Source organism: Neohoeflea coraliihabitans (assembly GCF_019334345.1).
In the GTDB taxonomy this organism is placed as follows: Bacteria; Pseudomonadota; Alphaproteobacteria; order Rhizobiales; family Rhizobiaceae; genus Pseudohoeflea; species Pseudohoeflea coraliihabitans.
Genome location: NZ_JAHWQX010000001.1, coordinates 352,536 through 369,418, shown reverse-complemented (window position 1 = coordinate 369,418; position 16,883 = coordinate 352,536). Strand labels below are relative to the sequence as shown.

Annotated in this window: 15 protein-coding genes; 6 read left to right on the top strand and 9 right to left on the bottom strand. The window is 59.7% G+C overall.

The genetic code is table 11. The features are described from left to right. Window positions 1-149: 149 nt before the first annotated feature. The 9 genes from KY465_RS01770 to KY465_RS01730 all read right to left on the bottom strand — a co-directional run bounded on the left by KY465_RS01770 (window position 150) and on the right by KY465_RS01730 (window position 9,179). Window positions 150-968 carry a sugar phosphate isomerase/epimerase family protein gene (locus KY465_RS01770; protein ID WP_219157812.1) on the bottom strand — a complete coding sequence of 273 codons (819 nt, stop codon included), beginning with the start codon at window positions 966-968 and terminating at the stop codon, window positions 150-152. After that, window positions 965-1,792 carry a sugar phosphate isomerase/epimerase family protein gene (locus KY465_RS01765; RefSeq protein WP_219157810.1) on the bottom strand — a complete coding sequence of 276 codons (828 nt, stop codon included), beginning with the start codon at window positions 1,790-1,792 and terminating at the stop codon, window positions 965-967. Before KY465_RS01765 ends, KY465_RS01770 begins: the two co-directional genes overlap by 4 nt. Next, window positions 1,789-2,592, bottom strand: coding sequence for an alpha/beta fold hydrolase (locus tag KY465_RS01760; RefSeq protein ID WP_219157808.1), 804 nt, complete (start codon window positions 2,590-2,592; stop codon window positions 1,789-1,791). The genes KY465_RS01765 and KY465_RS01760 overlap by 4 nt, the downstream gene beginning before the upstream one ends. Before the next feature lie 3 nt (window positions 2,593-2,595). Then, on the bottom strand, window positions 2,596-3,495 hold the full coding sequence (locus KY465_RS01755) for a sugar phosphate isomerase/epimerase family protein (protein WP_219157806.1): 900 nt from the start codon (window positions 3,493-3,495) through the stop codon (window positions 2,596-2,598). A gap of 43 nt (window positions 3,496-3,538) precedes the next feature. Next, window positions 3,539-5,068: an FGGY-family carbohydrate kinase gene (locus KY465_RS01750; RefSeq protein WP_219157804.1), complete on the bottom strand. Its 1,530-nt coding sequence runs from the start codon at window positions 5,066-5,068 to the stop codon at window positions 3,539-3,541. Window positions 5,069-5,266: 198 nt separating this feature from the next. After that, window positions 5,267-5,938, bottom strand: coding sequence for an L-ribulose-5-phosphate 4-epimerase (locus KY465_RS01745; protein WP_219157802.1), 672 nt, complete (start codon window positions 5,936-5,938; stop codon window positions 5,267-5,269). Window positions 5,939-6,059: 121 nt separating this feature from the next. Further along, window positions 6,060-7,067, bottom strand: coding sequence for a transketolase family protein (locus KY465_RS01740; protein WP_219157800.1), 1,008 nt, complete (start codon window positions 7,065-7,067; stop codon window positions 6,060-6,062). 11 nt (window positions 7,068-7,078) lie between these two features. Continuing rightward, complete coding sequence (locus KY465_RS01735) at window positions 7,079-7,984, bottom strand: 1-deoxy-D-xylulose-5-phosphate synthase N-terminal domain-containing protein (RefSeq protein WP_219157798.1); 906 nt, start codon at window positions 7,982-7,984, stop codon at window positions 7,079-7,081. A gap of 220 nt (window positions 7,985-8,204) precedes the next feature. After that, window positions 8,205-9,179 (bottom strand): sugar-binding transcriptional regulator, encoded by a 975-nt coding sequence (locus KY465_RS01730; RefSeq protein WP_219157796.1) that lies wholly within the window; start codon window positions 9,177-9,179, stop codon window positions 8,205-8,207. Between the two features lie 255 nt (window positions 9,180-9,434). On the opposite strand from KY465_RS01730, the gene KY465_RS01725 reads away from it, so the two are divergent. From KY465_RS01725 to KY465_RS01700, 6 genes are all read left to right on the top strand, one after another. Next, entirely contained in the window at window positions 9,435-11,048 is a 1,614-nt protein-coding gene (locus tag KY465_RS01725) for an extracellular solute-binding protein (RefSeq protein WP_219157794.1), read from the top strand. A 70-nt stretch (window positions 11,049-11,118) separates the two neighbouring features. Continuing rightward, a complete protein-coding gene (locus KY465_RS01720; RefSeq protein WP_219157792.1) occupies window positions 11,119-11,979 on the top strand; it encodes a carbohydrate ABC transporter permease in 861 nt (286 codons plus the stop codon). Next, the gene (locus tag KY465_RS01715) at window positions 11,976-12,944 is read left to right on the top strand and encodes a carbohydrate ABC transporter permease (protein ID WP_428982910.1); all 969 of its coding nucleotides are present in this window, start codon (window positions 11,976-11,978) and stop codon (window positions 12,942-12,944) included. The genes KY465_RS01720 and KY465_RS01715 overlap by 4 nt, the downstream gene beginning before the upstream one ends. Then, the gene (locus KY465_RS01710; protein WP_219157790.1) at window positions 12,941-14,026 is read left to right on the top strand and encodes an ABC transporter ATP-binding protein; all 1,086 of its coding nucleotides are present in this window, start codon (window positions 12,941-12,943) and stop codon (window positions 14,024-14,026) included. The genes KY465_RS01715 and KY465_RS01710 overlap by 4 nt, the downstream gene beginning before the upstream one ends. A 1-nt stretch (window position 14,027) precedes the next feature. After that, window positions 14,028-15,104, top strand: coding sequence for an ABC transporter ATP-binding protein (locus tag KY465_RS01705; RefSeq protein ID WP_219157788.1), 1,077 nt, complete (start codon window positions 14,028-14,030; stop codon window positions 15,102-15,104). A gap of 587 nt (window positions 15,105-15,691) precedes the next feature. After that, window positions 15,692-16,816 carry a C4-dicarboxylate TRAP transporter substrate-binding protein gene (locus KY465_RS01700; RefSeq protein ID WP_219157786.1) on the top strand — a complete coding sequence of 375 codons (1,125 nt, stop codon included), beginning with the start codon at window positions 15,692-15,694 and terminating at the stop codon, window positions 16,814-16,816. The last annotated feature ends 67 nt before the right edge of the window (window positions 16,817-16,883 follow it).

The following is a 16,883-nucleotide window of genomic DNA, read 5'->3' as shown; positions in this document are numbered from 1 at the left end:
CGGCGGCGTTTTCATGCAGACAGAACTGTATAGGAGGTTGCGAGCGCTGCGCGTCCTACGACGCCCGTGCGGCCTGCCGTCCAACTGGCGGTCAGCGGGGGCAGCGGTGGTGATTGGATTTATATCTCTGGTTAAATGAGAAGCGCGTCTTAGGCGCCGTAGACCTGTTGGCAGCGCTTGAGCAGGTCCGCGAGAAATTCCGCCGGCGGACGCTGCCAGAGCCGCTCGGAAAATATCTCGACTTCGACCGGGCCCGCATATCCGGCGCCGGTGACTTGCGCGTCGAAGCCGGCGAGATCGATGACGCCTTCGCCGGGCATGCCGCGGTCCAGCAGCAGATGACTGGTGGGCACCAGCCAGTCGGAAATGTGGTACGTGGCAATTCGTTGAGACAGCGCCGCGCGCTCAAGCTGCGCATCGCGCTCAGGGTCCCACCAGGAATGATAGGTGTCGACCGCGAGACCGATGCCGTCGCCCAGGCGGTCGCACCAGTCGTTGGCTGTCTTCAAAGTGGTGACGACGGACCAGTCCGGCGTGTACATCGGGTGAAGGATCTCGAGGGCCATGGTCACCGGCGTCGTGCGTGCGAACTGAAGCGTTTCGGCCAGGCAGTCGAAGGCGAAATCCCGGGCGGCATCGAGATCGGTCGAGCCGGGCAGAAGACCGCCGGCGACGGCAACGATGGACGGCGCTCCGAGCTCGGCTGCCCATTCGATGTTGCGTTTCGCCTCATCGATTGCCTGTTGGCGCTCCTGCGGACCTTTCAGCGCGAAGAGACCGCAATTGCAGAAGCCGCTGACCTCCAGACCGGCGTCGAGGATAATGCGCCGCGCCGCCGCGGGGTCAAGGTGGGAGATGTAGTCATACCAGGGCGTGAAGGCGTGGAAGCCGCTCCTCGCGGTTGCCTCGACCGCCTGCTCGAAAGACTGATCCTTGAGACAGATCTGGTTGATGGCAAATTTTCTCATTGCCGCCCCGATCCGATCAGAGGCGCGAGTTTTTCGCGGAAGTAGCGTCCGTTCGAGCGGGTCACCTCGTCGGGTTCCGATTTGGCCCATTCGCAGTGGTCCTCGACCACCAGCCAGCCGTCGTAGCCGGTCTCGGCGAGATAGGAGGTTACCGCCTCATAGTCCATCACGCCCTGTCCCATGGCCTGCGGCGTGATCTGCGCATCGAAATCCGAGTAATGGACATGCCCGACAAGTTCGCGGTAGTCGCGCAGCAATTCCAGTGGCTGCATGCCTCCGGCCTTGATGTGGTAGATGTCCGGGCACCAGCCGACGATTGTCGTGTCCAGCCCGTCGAGCATCTTGCGGTAGTCGTCCCGCGTGATGCAGGTCGAGCCCGGCACCGAGTTCGGGTGATAGGTGGCCTTCAGTCCGCGATCTGCTGCCCGCCTGGCAATATCGTTGATGATGGCAAGGTGATTGTCCTGCCGTTCGGCGAGATTGTCGCGGTTCGGACCGGCAAACGGCACGATGTTGAGAATCGCGTCTGGAAAGCTGGTCGCCAGATAATCGATGGCGAAATCTGTCTCCGCCTTTTCCGCGTCCGTCTCCCGGTTCTCGGCCCAGTCGGAAACGATGCTCAGGGCAGCGAAATCGATGCCGGCATCGTCGAGCGCCTTTTGCATCAGAGCCGGATCGCGCAATTTGCCGAGAAACTGGATTTCGCATTCCAGCCCGGAGAAACCCGCATCACCGGCCACACCGATGATGCGGTCGAGTTCGCCGAGATAGCGTTCCCCGCTCATTTGCCAGGTATAGGTCTGGCAGCCGAACCGTATGGTCATGACGAATGCTCCAACATGAATTCGGTTGTCGTCCGGTTGAACCTTTCGACATCCTCGAAATGGTGCACATGCGCCCAACCCTCGTAGACATCGAGCCGGGCGTTGGGGATGCCTTTGTGCAACGCTTCCGACATGTGCGGGGGCGTGAAGATATCCTTGTCGCCGACGGTGATGAGAGTCGGAGCCTCGATTTCGCCAAGGCGATGACTGCTGTCATGGGCAATACTGGCATCGCACTGACCCTCGAAGCCATGATCGGGTTGCGGATTGGGACCGACTGCAGCCCCCTCCCGCGCCGCGGCCATGCTCTCGGGATCCGCTTCGATCGATCGCGGCGCCCAGATCCACAATTGCAGCGTCTCCACCCATTGTTCGGGCCGCACATGGGCGCGGACATTCTTGAAATGACGCCAGATCATTTTGCCGTAATTGTCCTGTTTGGCCCAGGTGCTGACCAGGACCAGCGACAAGACGCGTGCCTTGTGGGCGAGCGCGAATGCCTGGGCAATGGCGCCGCCCATCGAGACGCCGAGGATGTGAGCCTTGTCCACCCCGGCTGCATCCATCACCGCTGCGACGTCACCGGCCATGTCCTCGGTGGTATAAGGGGCCGGAGGCTTATCGGATTTCCCGATGCCGCGGTTTTCGACAAGAATGCAGCGGAAATGCTTCTTGTAGTGGTCGAGATGCAGCGGCCAGACGCTGATGTCGGCGCCAAGGCCGACGATCATGACAAGGGGCGGGCCCTCGCCATGCTCTTCCCAGTAGAGGCTGACAGGGCCGTTGTTGGTGTAAGGCATTGATCAGTCCACCTGTGCCACGACTTTCTTGATGAAGGGGATTGCATCCTTGCCGTCTTCTTCGGTCGTTGGGCAGGAGCAGAAGTCGAATGTCCAGTAGGGTGCGTTTTCGAGGCGTTCCTTCATGGCGGAGAAGAAACCCACGAAATCGATGGCCCCGGTGCCGAACGGCGAGTGAATCGAGTTGCCATCCGCCAGTTGGTCGGCTTCGACGCAGTCGATGAGGTGCCAGTGGCCGATGTAATCGCCAAGATCCTTGGCAAAGCCAATGATGCCGCCGGGGTGCGTTTCCTTTTCGCCGGTCTGATGACGGCCCACCACAGCCACCATATGCGCATGCGCCGTATCGAACATGACCGTGAAATTGGGATGGTCGATCGTCTTGAGAACCTTGAGGATCTCACTCGGCTTGTTGATCCAGAGGATCGGCTCGAACTCCCAGGCGATCGTCACGTCGTATTCGCGCGCCAGTTCCGCGGCGGCCGACCAGTTCTCGATCAGATTGTCGAAACGCTCCTTGTACTCGTCCGGTGTCAACGCGTTGGGCGGAGCGATCGTATCGACGCGGGTGATCGATGTGCCGAGGTGCTTGCACATCTCGAGGCTCTTGCGGAACTCCTTCATGTAGATGTCCTTGGACACCTGGCTGGGCGGAGCGCACCGGAAGTCACCGGCGATGGCCGAAATTTCCAGGCCGTATTTGTCGTGGATCATTGACTTCAGCGGCTTCCAGCCTTCCGCCGTGTCGAAATCGTCTGCATGCGGATGGGGGCGGAACCCGTTGATCTCGATTGCATCGAAGCCCGTCTCGGAGGCGTACTGCAAGACTTTTTCGAACGGATAGGGGTTGGTCGCGAAAGGTCCGAACGCAAAGGCCCAGGATCCGAAGCTTGTTTTTGCCATTCTCATTTTTGTGCCCTTTTCGGTTGGAGTGGGTCTGGATAGGTCAGGATGTGGTGTCGCCAATCCGCCGCATGAGGTCGGCATTGCGCTCATACAGGGTCAGATAGATGTCCATCAGCTTGCCATAGGTCTCGGCGTTGGCCGGGTTCGGGGTGATCTCCTCGGCAAGGGCAATCCAATTCTGGATGTCTTCCGGAGCTGTAAACAGACCGGTGGCATAGCCGGCCAGAAACGCATTGCCATAAGAGGCGCCGAGCGTGGTGGCGGGAACATTCTGTTTCACACCGGTGATGTCGGAAACAGATTGCAGCCAGACCTTGCTCTTGGTGCCGCCGCCGACGGCCGTCAGCAATTGCGGATTGGCGCCGGCCCGAGCCATCACCTGAAGTGTGTGGTTGATCGAGTAGCCGACGCCCTCAAGAGCGGCACGGTAGAGATGTTCGCGGCCGTGGTGCATCTGCAGGCCGAATATCATGCCCTTGGCGTGCGGATCGTTGATCGGACTGCGCTCGCCGGAGAAATAGGGCAGGATGACCAGGCCTTCGGAACCGGCGGGGGCTTTCTCGGCCATCTGTGTGAGCACGGTATAGGCTTCGGGATTTCCTTCTGCTTCTGCCGCAACCAGATCCGTGGCGACATTGTCGCGGATCCACCGGGTCAGAGATCCGCTGGTCGCCGTACCGCCATGCAGGCAGAAGACACCCGGGAAAACGAAGGGCGATGCCCATAACATCTCATCGAGCACAGGCTTTTCGACCAGCAGCGTGATCCATGCCGTGGAGCCGTACATCATCATTGTCTGACCGGGTTTGGTGACGCCGATACTCAAGGCTTCCGAGGCAACATCGGAGGTGCCGACAGTGACCGGGGTGCCCGGGGCCAGACCCGTGGCCGCGGCAGCCTGCTCGGTGACCCGGCCGGCGATTTCCGAGGCCCATTTGATCTCGGGGAGGCGCTCAATCTCGACAATCCCCTCACACAGATCCTCGCCCCAGCACTGCTTCTTGTAGTCATAGAGCGGACCGAAAAAGCCAGCATGCAGGTGGTCGATGACGAACGCGCCGGTCAGCCGCGCGACGATGAAGCTGGAGGAGGGGAGAAACTTGTGGGCCCGCGCATAGACCTCCGGCTCATTGTTCTTCAGCCACAGGATCTTCGGCCCCATCTGCTGGGTTGAGAGCGGATTTCCGCAGCGCTGCAGGATCTGTTCTTCGCCGAGCCGCGCATTGAGCTGATTAATCTCGTCTGTCGAGCGGGTATCCACGCCGTACATGATGCCGCCGCTGCGCAACGGATCACCCTTTTCATCGACCGGAACCATGCCAAAGGCGGCGCTGACGGCCACTCCCGCGATCTCGGCGGCGTCTGCCCCGGCCTTTTCGACAAGGCTGCGGGCGAGATCGGCGAATTCCGACCACCAGACCGTTTCGACTTCGTGCTCGACGAAGCCCGGTCGCGGATAGTTCATTTCGTGCTTGCGGACATCCTGGGCGATGACCTTGCCTGCAGTGTCGGTCAGGACGCCTTTGGTTTCATGCGATCCGACATCGATTCCAAGAAGAAGCTGCGGCATTGATTATCCTCCCGATACGTCTTCGCCCGCGCTGCCTGCATCGCGATTCCGGACGTGATCTGCCGGAAACGGGAGGCTACATTTCGATCACCGCAGTCAGGGTTACCAAACCCGAACTTTTGAAAATCCATCCTTTTCAGATTTTGCCAAAAGCCTCGAGGGGTGTCAACAAAAACTCATATTATTGCAAAACTAAACTCAATAATTTGAGTTATTCTCTTTTTCCTGACCATAGTCGTTGAGATACATGCTGCGGCATCCCGCCACAAAAGTTGAATCGAGTTCGGGAATTTCGCCGGTGAGCTGATGGGCCAGGAAGCTCGCCTCGGCGCTTTCCTCGGCATAGACAGCATATTTCAGGGCATCCCAAGCCGACTTGCCGACTGTAAATACGCCGTGGTTGCGCAGCAGCACCGCGCTGCCGTCGCCGATGAGGCGGACAATCTCGCGGCCGATCTCGGTTTCACCGATCGAGGCGAGGCCCGAGCAGGGGATGCGGGCGCCAAAGAGACAGGCGTGCGTGGTGGTCGAAATCGGCAAATCGCGTCCAGCCACGGCGAAGCCGGTGGCGTACTGGGAATGCGTGTGCACGACGCCGTGCACCTGCGGCATGTTCTGGTAGACATACAGATGCGAGGTGCTGTCAACCGAGGGCTTGAGGTCCCCGTCAATGACGTGACCACTGGCGTCGAGAACCACCATTTTTTCCGGCGTCAGGTCGTCGAACAGGACTCCGGATGGCTTGATCACGATTTCGCCCGTCGCCGGATCGCGTCCGGATGCGTTGCCAGACGTCCACCGCACCAGACCCGAACTGGCCAGAGCCTGGTTGGCTTGGCAGACCTGCTTGCGTAGTTCCAGCTGGTGCATAGGGCTAGGCTCTCGTTCGGGTGGTTTCTAGCATCAAAATTTTGCTCACGGGTCCTGTTTACCGCGGCACCGGGGTCTGCTGCCCATACGGCTTTTGGCTGCTCGTCCAGCGCCTGGGGCTTTATAGTGCCTCCAACTGTTCGGAAGCGCGAAGATTTTGCTGGGTCGCTGTGACTTCCGGAAGACTGCCGTTCAGATCGAAGGTCTGTCCGGTCAGGCGCTCGGCCGCAGCAATGACGGCGGCGCCGTCGAGCGCGTATTTGGCCTTGAGATAGGGGTATGACGCGCCGTGCGCGTAGGTATCATGCAAACCGAGTTTGATCAGGCGCACGCCGAGCTTTTCCTCGGCAATTCGGTTTGCGACACGACTGCCGAGGCCGCCGAGCACCGTATGATTCTCGAGGGTGATGACACCATGGCGCTGGCGCCCGAGCGTTTCGGAAATCTGGGGGTCGTCGAAGGGCTTGAGCGTGGAGACGTGCAGATGCTCGACCGCCAGACCCTGTTCTTTCAGAAAAGCCACGGCGCCGATGGCCTCCTGGGTGCAGACCCCGGAGGAAATGACCGCGAGATCGTTTCCGGTGGACAGAACCCGCGCCCTGTTGAACTGCAGAGGCTCGTCAGCTGGAAACAGGCGCGGAATTTCGCCGCGTATCATGCGGATGTAAACGGGACCGTCGATCGCGTGGATCGGGTCGAGCGCGGTTTCGACGTCCGTCGCATCGCCGACTTCGAGAATGCTCAGATTCGGGATCGCCGAGAGCACGCCGATATCGTCGATCGCCTGGTGACTGACGCCGCCCGGTGTCGTGACCCCGGGCAGAAAGCCGAAAAGTCGAACTTTCAGGTTCGGATAGCATACCGACATCGACAGCTGGTCGAGAGCACGGCGATACATGAAGACCGCGAAGGTGTGCAGCATCGGCACGTATCCTTCGCGCGCCAACCCTCCGGCGAAGCTGAGCATGTTCTGTTCGGCCATTCCCATCGAAAAGAAACGATCCGGATAGGCATCGCGAAAGCCGGCGATCTCCGTTGATCCGGTCAGGTCCCCTGAGAGAACAACGACTTCCGGATGGTGCTTCGCCCAGGCGACAAGATTGCGGTTGTGAACTTTCGACTCAAGCATGACGCAGATCCTTACATCGCAGCGTGAAATTCGCGGAAAGCCTGCACTTCGGCATCATCGTGAAAACGGACGTAATGCAGATGGGGCTTTCGCGGTGTGAGAAGCGGAATGCCGCGGTCTGTTTCCGTGTAGCACAGCACCACATGCGGCTTGCCGGCTTCGGACTGGCCGAGGGCTTCATCGATGGCGACGGGGTCGTGGCCGTTGATGACGCAAACGGATCCACCAAAAGCGCGGATTTTCGATTCCAGCGGTTCGATATTCATCACGTCCTTGGTCAGCCCATCAACCTGCTGCCCGTTGACGTCGGCAATGACCTTGACGTTGTCCAGCTTGTGGTGCGCGAGGCACTGTATGGCCTCCCAGGTCTGGCCTTCCTCGAATTCGCCGTCAGAGAGGAAGACCACGACCTGGCCCGTCTCGTTTTTCAATCGACGGCCAAGGGCGACACCGCCGGCCTGCGACAGCGCCTGGCCGAAGGAGCCGGTGGTCATGACGAAGCCGGGAGAATGTTCGGCGCCGATCATTTCCATGGTCGAACCGTCGGTATTGAAGGAGTCAAAGCAGTCCTCGGAGAGCCGGCCGGCTTCGACAAGGGCCGCATAAATCACGACGGCATAATGCGCCGGAGAGATGATGAACTGGTCCCAGTCACCATTGCCGGGGCCGTTGTACCTGCCGCCATGCCCGGCGGGATGTCCGTTCGGGGTTCCGGGCACGCCCGCAAAGGCGCCGGGAACGAAGGCGGCCTCGCTTGGTCCGAGGTTCAGGGACTTGAGGTAAAGAGTGGAGAGGATCTCGGCGGACGACAGCGCCTGGCTGAGGTAGCAGCCATTCTGCTTGATCGTCAGTCCGAGCACGCGCTTGCGGATGTTGTTCGCGGCCTGCTCCACCGCCGCAACCCAGTTCTTGGTCATATCTCTTCCCGCCCTTGAGTGAGCATCCGATGGCGCGAGATCGCGTAGCAAGCTTCCCGGCCCGTTCGATCGAGACATACGTCGAGGTTCGATTGATGTCAATAAACTTCATAAATTTGAGACAGAAAAATCAATAATATGATTTTTTGTGCGGAATGTGCACACGTTTGTTCGCCCGCACACCGGTGCGGCTTGGACGACAACGGGGCTTTTCGGACGATCAGTCTTCCGCGAGGAGCGCGTTCGCGGTTTCGACATTGGCGACCAGATGGGTGACATAGCCGCCATGCAGGGCAGCGAGCGTGGGCTGGACGATGTTCGGGCGGGCCGCGATGGCGATGCGCGTCTTGGCGCTGAGAATTTCCTCTGGCCGGATGCTGATGATCCGCTTCGAGAAATCAGGAGAGGCGAGCTGTCCGTCGACGGTGATCGGATGGCCGCAGATTTCCGCGACACCGGGACCGTCGAGAATATGCTGGCGTTCGGCTTCGGAGAGATGGCCGCTGTTCAGCAGCGTCGAATGCTGCGGATCGAGATTGCCGACACCGATGATCACCACATCGCACTGCAGCGAGGAGCGTCGGGCTTCCAGGTTGGACGAATTCTTCAGCAGCGACGCGGCTACGGCGGGATCGTCAACAAAGAAGGGGGCGCTGAGATAGGCAGGGCGGGCGTGCAGCAGGTCGGCGAGGCGATGCACCAGGGAGACCGCGTCGAACTCCTCATGGGTCGCACCGATGGAGCCGGCCAATTGGACCACGGTGCCGCCATTGTTCACCGGCTCGCCAAATTCCTCGATGATCGACAGAAGTGTCCTGCCCCAGGTTATGCCGAGCGTGCCGCTGACAACCAGATTGTCCTTGAGCATTTCGGCCCCGGCTGCCGCGACCGTCCTTGAAATCTGTCCAGGGTCATGTTCATCGCTGACCACGACCCGGGCGTCGACAAGCTTGAAGCGCTCCGCAAGTTCGCTTGAAAGCGTGTCATCCTCCACCCGGGGCCGATTTATGGTGATCCTGACAATGCCAAGACGCTGACAGTCAGAAATCATGCGCGACACATTGGACGGGGTGGTGCTGATCTTCTTGGCGATCGCACCCTGGGTCATCTGCTTGATGAAGTACATCTCCGCGACATCGGCCAAAAGCACCTGGCGCTTGGCTCGCCGCTGTTCGGATTTTGAAACGTTTCTCATCATTTCCGCTCGGGCTGAATCTGAGGGAACAGTCGATTTCCCCTCGGGTGATAGGCGCGGTTTAGGCGTTCGACCAGCCAAATTTACAGGAAAGCAGAAAAAACTCAACTTTATGAGAAAAACAAATCAATAAAATGAATTTAGTTGACAGGGGTGGCGGGTCGTCCTATCGTCCTGCGTCAGTTGCATGAGCGGTTCCTGATGGTTTCCAATGCACATGCATCTCGGTTCATTCGTCAATGGGGAGGAGAGCCCGTGACTGCTTTCAAGAAACATACGCGCCGTGACGCCCTCAAGCTGGGCGGGAAGGGTGCGCTGCTGTGCACCAGTGCCATGATCGGCACGCAATTCATCCGTCCGGGCCGAGCCCTTGCGGCGGATGCTCTGGCTGAGGGCATGATCGGCGGGCCGACCGGCTTTGCCGGAGCCGAAGCTTACCAATACGGGCCCGATTCCCCGGAAGGACGTGCCGTAGAGGCGGTCAAGGAGCTGGCCGGCAAGGGGCAGGCGCCGTCGAGCATCCGGCTGGCGCTGTCGGAAGGATCCATTGGCCAGCTGACCAAGCCGTTCCCTGACGGGGCACCCTCGGTCAAGGACCTTTGGGAGAAGGAAACCGGCGTCAAGCTGGACATCATCGGCATCCCGGAAGGGCAGGGCTTCACCAAGACCATCCAGGACATTTCCACCGGCGGCGGAAACTACGACATTTACTCCCTCGACTATAACCGCTTGGGCGACCTCGCCGAAACGGGCGGGATCGTCAACCTCGATGAGTATGTCGCAAAGCACCGGCCCGAGTGGGACGATCCGGAGACCGGCTATGTCGGCGGCTCGCAGGGCGTGTCACTGCTCAACGAATATCGCGGTTCCGTCTATGGGGTCTCGCTGGATGGTGACTTCCAGACCTGGGTCTATCGCACCGACCTGTTCGAGGATTCCGCAGAAAAGGCGGCTTTCCGCGATCAGTATGGCTATGAGCTGCAGACGCCGCGGACCTGGAAGGAGCTTGATGAGATCGCCCGCTTCTTCCATCGTCCGGAAGAGGGGCTGTTCGGTTGCACCGATCTGAGGAACCAAGGCTGGGGATACACCAACTGGTATCAGCGCTATGTTTCCACCGGAAAGCCCAATCGTCACCTGTTCGGCAATGACGGGCAACCCTTGATCAACTCGGAAGAAGGGGTTCTGGCGACAAGGGAATACGTCGATTCCCTCGATTACCATTCGCCGGACGCCATTTCCTGGGGCTGGCCGGAACAGTACGGCAACATGGCCGCAGGTGGCGCGGCGATGACCTGTGCCTTTTCGAACCTGCCGAAATTCCTCGACAATCCGGGCAATGAAGGATCGAAAATAACCGGCAAACTGGGGTCGATGCTTCCTCCAGGACGCGTGCACGATGACGATCTGGTACGCCGATCGGTGTTGTGGTTCTCGCTGACGGCCTCGGTTTCGACGCAAGCCACCCATCCGGAAGTTGCCTACCTGTTCCTGCAATGGCTTGGGTCGTCGAAGATCTATTCGTGGATGACAGCCAATCCGTCAGGCTATTTCGACCCGTTCCAACTGGCCAACTTCTCCGATCCGCTGGTCGCTAAAACCTACCACGACTACCACGTCGAGGTTATCAAGGAGACGGTGCGGCGGATCGTGCCGACGATCAATTATCCCGGCGCGACGGCTTTGCACAATGCGCTGGACGAGAATCTCGTGGCTGCACTGACCGGATCGATCACGCCGGAAATGGCGATGGCCAATACGGAAAAGCAGTGGAATCGCATCGTGCGGCGCACCGGCGAAGAGAAGATCGTCGAGGCCGTCCGTGCCAACAACGCTGCCTGGCCGACGGTTCTCGATCCGGCGGTCTGACATGCAACGCGGTCACCGGCGGCCCAGCCGTCGGTGACTGCTCCCGATTTCCAAACGAGACCGTCCAGCCATGCAACGCACATTTCCCTTCGAGATCTTTCGCTACGGCATGATCCTTCTGGCGCTGTTCATTGCGATGATTCCGGTGGCCTGGATGATTTCCATGGCGTTCAAGCCTATCCCTGAATGGTCGGCGCTCGGCGACGACCTGACCTGGTGGCCGCGGCAGCCGACGCTTGACAATTTTCGCTTCATCTTCGGGCAGAGCACCAACGATCTGATCGTTGAACTGGAAAAGACTGCGGGTCGGCCGATCCTTGCTTCGCTTCTCGCCTCGGTGATCGGGACATTGATCGCGATGGTGGCCGGAACCTCCGCTGCGTACGGGCTGTCGCGTTTCAACAGTGGCAAGAACCTGCCGCTGGCCCTGATTCAGCTGCGCCTGTTTCCGCCGCTGGCGGTGATGATCCCCGTCATGATCATGTGGACCTTTCTCAATTTGATCGACACCTGGTGGGGTCTCGCCCTGATCTACGGCATTGTCACGCTGCCCTTCTCGTTCTGGCTGATGAAAACCTATTTCGACGAGATGCCGCGCGAAATCGAAGAGGCGGCGCTCGTCGAGGGCTGCACACGTTTCAGGGTGTTCACCCGGATTACGCTGCCGATGATGGCCGGTCCGCTGGCGAGTTCGGCACTGCTGGTGTTCATTCTCAACTGGTCTGACTATCTGATCGCGCTGATGCTGACGACGCGGGAATGGCAGACCATCCCGGTCTACATGGCCTCCCTGTCCTCCTCGATGACAGGCCAGTTGTATGGTGCCAAGGCCGCCCTCGGCCTGATCGCGGCGGTGCCGCCGGTGATCCTGGGGATCGCCATCCAGCGTCACCTGGTGCGCGGCCTGACCTTCGGAGCCCTGAAACAATGACCGATGCAAGTGGGGCGACAGCAATGTCCAAGTCGATTTCTGACACCAAGGGCCGGCAGAGACTGGCCAGCGCCGATCAACGGCGCCTGGGCTTTTACCTGACCCTTCCAACTCAGATTCTGGTGTTGTTCATCGCGGTGTTTCCGCTGTTGATGCAGCTTTACATCAGCATGACCGACTGGACTCCGCTCAGTGGTTTGAATTGGACGCGCGCCTATGAATTGTGGGCCGGTTTTGCGAACTACAGGGATCTCTTCGACGATGATCGTTTTTTTGGAGCGCTCTGGCGAACCTTCCTGATCATCATCATCGCCGTGCCGATCGAATTTCTCCTCGGTCTGGCCATCGCCATGCTGTTCATGGAGGAATTCCCGGCCAAGAAGGTCTTTTATTCGGCCCTGCTGGTGCCGATGATGATCGTCCCGGCCGTAGCGGGGTACATGTTCTTCCTGCTGTTCCAGTCCGACGGGCCCATCAATCAGCTTTTGTCCCTGTTTACGGGCAGCAAGGTGGCGATCAGCTGGCTGTCTGATCCCGATCTCGCTCTGGCCGTGGTGATCATGGCCGATATCTGGCAGTGGACACCCTTGATGTTTCTGATCCTGCTGGCCGGGTTGCTCGGCGTGCCGAATGATCAGCTCAAGGCGGCGACATTGCTCGGAGCCTCGCCGTGGCAGCGTTTCGTCACCATCGTGCTGCCGAAGATCAAGACGATCATGATCATCGCCGTTGCCATCCGCACCATCGAGCTCTTCAAGATTTTCGATACGCTGTACATCATGACCGCCGGCGGGCCGGGCGTGGCCACTGAAACCATATCGGTTTTCATCTACAAGATCACCACGCTCGAACTGGTCTGGGGCTATGTGGCGGCACTGGCCTTGCTCATCCTGGTGACCCTGTCGATCGTCGCGGCGCTTGGCATGTATCTGCTTCAGAGAAACAAATCGAGGGCGAGCGCATGAGCGAGATACGGCTGGAGAAGCTGACCAAGCGATTTGGTGATTTTACGGCCATCGAAAAGATGGACCTGCAGGTGCGCAACGGGGAATTTCTCGCTTTGCTTGGCCCGTCCGGGTGCGGAAAATCGACGACAATGAACATCATCGCCGGCATGGAAAGTCCGAGCGAAGGCACCGTGTATTTTGGCGATCGGGACGTCACGCGCGTGCCGATGGGTAAGCGTGGTGTCGGCTTCGTCTTCCAGAATTATGCGATCTTCACGCATATGACGGTGCGCCAGAACCTCGAATATGGACTGCGGATGCATGGCCTGCCCGCGGCGCAGCGCAAGCGTAAGGTCGACGAAATTGCCGGATTCCTGGAGCTCAGCCCGCTCCTCGACAAGCCGACGGCAGGCCTGTCGGTCAATATCCTGCAGCGGATCGCGATCGGCCGCTCGGCGGTGCTCGAGCCGGCGATCTTCCTGCTCGATGAGCCCCTATCCAATGTCGACGCCGCTTTCCGCTCGGTGATGCGCTACGAGCTCAAGCAATTGCAGCGGCGTTTCCGGCAAACCATGGTTTATGTCACCCACGACCAGCTCGAGGCGATGACCATGGCCGATCGGATCGCCGTCATGGATCAGGGCGTCTTGCAGCAGGTGGGGACGCCGCTCGAGGTCTATAACAATCCGGCCAACATCTTCGTGGCCAATTTCATCGGCTCGCCGGGGATGAATCTCCTGAAAGGCGCCCTGACCTCCCGCGATGGACGTCCGGCGATCGCTTTCGAGGAGCTCGATCAGACCATCGAGCTACCGGACGAACTCGCGCGATTGGCAGAGAAGAGAAATTCTGCCGCGGTCCTCTATGGCTTCCGTCCGGAGGAGATCGAACTGACATCGCAGAATGGACTGTCCATGAAGGCCGATTTTCTCGAGCGGATCGGCGCCCGCACGATCCTGCATCTCGAAGCCTCCGGGCGTGAGGTGAAGGCGGTCTTTGACAACAATGTCGCCGTGCAACTCGACAGCATGGTCAGTTTCCGGCCCGCCTCAGGGTCTGAACGACTGTTCGATGCGCAAACAGGGGCGAGGATCGGCTGAAATGGCAAGCATCGCTTTCAAGAACGTCACCAAGCGCTTTGGTGATACCACCGCGGTAGACAATGTCTCCTTCGAGATCGCGGATAACGAATTTTTCTGCTTTTTCGGACCGCCCCTTTCCGGAAAGTCGACGCTTCTGCGCCTTCTTCTCGGGTTGGAAGTCCCCGATAGCGGCGAAATCTACATCGACGGCAAGGCGGTGACGACGCTCCAGGCCTCGCAGCGCAACATCGCCATGGTGTTTCAAAATCTCGCGCTGTTTCCGCATATGACGGCGCTGGACAACATCCGTTTCCCGCTTGTTGAACGCAAAATGTCCGAGACGCATATCAGGCAGAAAGTCGAGGACGTCAGCGCCAAGCTGCATATCGAGCATATCCTGCACAAGCTCCCGGCCCATCTGTCGGGCGGTGAACGCCAGCGGGTGGCGATTGCCCGGGCGTTGGTCCGTGACCCTGTCGCCTATCTGATGGACGATCCGATCTCGGCGCTCGACGCGCGGCTGCGCGAGGAAACACGCGTCGAGCTGAAACGCATCCAGCGCGATGCGGGAAAAACTCTGGTTTATGTGACGCATGACCAGGAGGAGGCGATGTCGATCGCGGATCGCATGGCCATTCTCGAAAATGGCAAGATCCGCCAGATCGGTACGCCGATCGACATCTATGACCGCCCCGTCAGCAAGTATGTCGCCGGCATGCTTGGCTCGCCGGCGATCAACTTTTTCCAGCTCGACGACACGCAGGCATCGGGGATCCGTTTGGCGGGGGAGGGACTGATACAGCTCGATGCCAGGGAAGTTCCGGCCAATGCGGTTCAGGTCGGTCTGCGGCCAGAGAATCTGGCAATTCGCCCTGATGGCGGAGCTGGAGACGTGGCGACCGCCCGCATCTCCTCGGTCGAGCCACTGGGCGGCTTCACGGTCGTTACGGTCGCGCCACAGCAATCGAAGTCCCAGACCGTCTATCGCGCCTTGCTGCGCGGACAGCACCAGATGGAGGTGGGGACGGAGGTGACGCTCGGCTATCAGCCGGATCAACTCATCAGTTTCGACCAGAATGGTCTGGCGATCGGCTGACTGGTTGAGCGCTGAGGGAGCGGGTGGCGATGATGGTTTCTGCGCCACGATCGGCTTTGCCGTTCCGTTCTCGCTGCGCTGAGTTGCCCACACACTAGATCTGTTCCTGGCGCAGTCCAGGAAGAATTTATTGCGTGCCAGCCCACGGTGGGGCGGCGCAGAAGTCCGACAACGGCCAAGCAGATGACGGCCGGCTCACTGTGCGTGCTTTTAATGTGCGCGGCCCGCCACGCGTCAGGAAACTTTTCGTTCCGGCGGTTGCGGTCCATGCTGTCCGGCTGCAGGCGGAGCGCCGAACCCGCGGTTCAGTCGAGCGGCTGGTCTGACAGGGCCTTCTTGCAAGTCAACCGCCCCCGACCGATGATGCCCCGTATCTCAATGAAAACAAAGCTTTGACGCTTGAGGCGCTGAGGAGCCGCGTGCCCTTTTGCAGGCCCATTTCAGGGCGAGAGAGAGGCCGGTCACTTGTCTTGACTGATGAGTATAATTTATATACCGTGCAGTAGGTTTGCGGGCATGAAGTCTGCAAATTCCGAAAGGGATCAGACGTCAGGCGCGCGTTTTGCGCCACTCGGGAGGAGACGAGAATGAAGATCAAGGGCAAGTTTGCTGCGCTGCTGGCAGCGACATTTCTTAGTGCACTGACCGCCGGAACGGCATCGGCCAAGGACCTGACAATGGCGCCTGGCTTTGCAGCGGGCTCAACGGTCAGCCTCGGTGCTGAAGCGTTCACCAGCCGGGTGAACGAACTGACAGACGGTGAAATCACTTTCACCACCCATGACCTGACACTGCTGAGCGTGCCTCAGATGCTCAACGGGGTGCGCGACGGAGTCGCGGATGTGGGCGTGGTGCTGCCAATGGTGTTCGCAGCCCAGTTCAAGGAATCCAACCTCATCGGCGACCTGGCCATGATGGGCAAGAACGCTGCGGCCATGGCGGGCGCGACGACCGAATACATGATGACCTGCGATCTCTGCCTGGCAGAATACGCGAACAATAACGTCGTCTATCTCGGATCGGGCTCGACGCCCGATTACGCGATCCTGTCGACGAAGCCCTTCACCTCACTCGAGGATATCAAGGGCTCCAAGCTTCGCTCGCCGAACGCCACGTTCAACCGCTGGGTGGAGAATTTCGGCGGTGTCGCTCTGACCCTGCCGGGCAACGAAATCTTCGAAGCCGTGAAGCAGGGTGTTGTCGACGGGGCGCTCCTGTCGGCCGGTGAGCTGTACAACATCCGCATGATCGACGTCGTCAAGCACGTGACGCTGGGTGTTCCCGGCGGGACGTACAACCTCATCAACATCGCCACCGTCAACCGCGACACCTGGCAAGGCCTGACCGAAGACCAGCGCCAGGCGATGATCGATGCCAGCGCTCATGCGATCGCGGTAACGACCGTCGGCTATATGACGGACGCCACAAAGGCGATCGAGGAAGCGAAGACCCAGGGCATCGAGGTTCACGAAGCCTCTTCCGAACTGGTGCAGGCGACCGCTGATTTCGTGTCGGAGGATCTGGCCCAGATCGCGACTCTGGCCGCCGAGCGCGGTGTCGAGGATGCGGAAACGAAGATTGCGCGTTTCGAAGAACTGGTCGGCAAGTGGGAAAAGCTGATGGAAGGCGTGGAGCCGACTGCCGATAACCTGTCTGCCGTCTACAAGAGCGAAATTTTCGACAAGCTTGACACGGCTGAATTCGGGATGTGACCTCTTCACCCTGATGCGATCGACGGGCCGGTTCAGCCGGCCCGTCTTCAAGCCAGGCACGACCCCG

Coding starts and splice junctions, on each gene's coding strand:
- KY465_RS01770 (WP_219157812.1), bottom strand. CDS start 968: ATGAGAAAATTTGCCATCAACCAGATCTGTCTCAAGGATCAGTCTTTC.
- KY465_RS01765 (WP_219157810.1), bottom strand. CDS start 1,792: ATGACCATACGGTTCGGCTGCCAGACCTATACCTGGCAAATGAGCGGG.
- KY465_RS01760 (WP_219157808.1), bottom strand. CDS start 2,592: ATGCCTTACACCAACAACGGCCCTGTCAGCCTCTACTGGGAAGAGCAT.
- KY465_RS01755 (WP_219157806.1), bottom strand. CDS start 3,495: ATGGCAAAAACAAGCTTCGGATCCTGGGCCTTTGCGTTCGGACCTTTC.
- KY465_RS01750 (WP_219157804.1), bottom strand. CDS start 5,068: ATGCCGCAGCTTCTTCTTGGAATCGATGTCGGATCGCATGAAACCAAA.
- KY465_RS01745 (WP_219157802.1), bottom strand. CDS start 5,938: ATGCACCAGCTGGAACTACGCAAGCAGGTCTGCCAAGCCAACCAGGCT.
- KY465_RS01740 (WP_219157800.1), bottom strand. CDS start 7,067: ATGCTTGAGTCGAAAGTTCACAACCGCAATCTTGTCGCCTGGGCGAAG.
- KY465_RS01735 (WP_219157798.1), bottom strand. CDS start 7,984: ATGACCAAGAACTGGGTTGCGGCGGTGGAGCAGGCCGCGAACAACATC.
- KY465_RS01730 (WP_219157796.1), bottom strand. CDS start 9,179: ATGAGAAACGTTTCAAAATCCGAACAGCGGCGAGCCAAGCGCCAGGTG.
- KY465_RS01720 (WP_219157792.1), top strand. CDS start 11,119: ATGCAACGCACATTTCCCTTCGAGATCTTTCGCTACGGCATGATCCTT.
- KY465_RS01715 (WP_428982910.1), top strand. CDS start 11,976: ATGACCGATGCAAGTGGGGCGACAGCAATGTCCAAGTCGATTTCTGAC.
- KY465_RS01710 (WP_219157790.1), top strand. CDS start 12,941: ATGAGCGAGATACGGCTGGAGAAGCTGACCAAGCGATTTGGTGATTTT.
- KY465_RS01705 (WP_219157788.1), top strand. CDS start 14,028: ATGGCAAGCATCGCTTTCAAGAACGTCACCAAGCGCTTTGGTGATACC.
- KY465_RS01700 (WP_219157786.1), top strand. CDS start 15,692: ATGAAGATCAAGGGCAAGTTTGCTGCGCTGCTGGCAGCGACATTTCTT.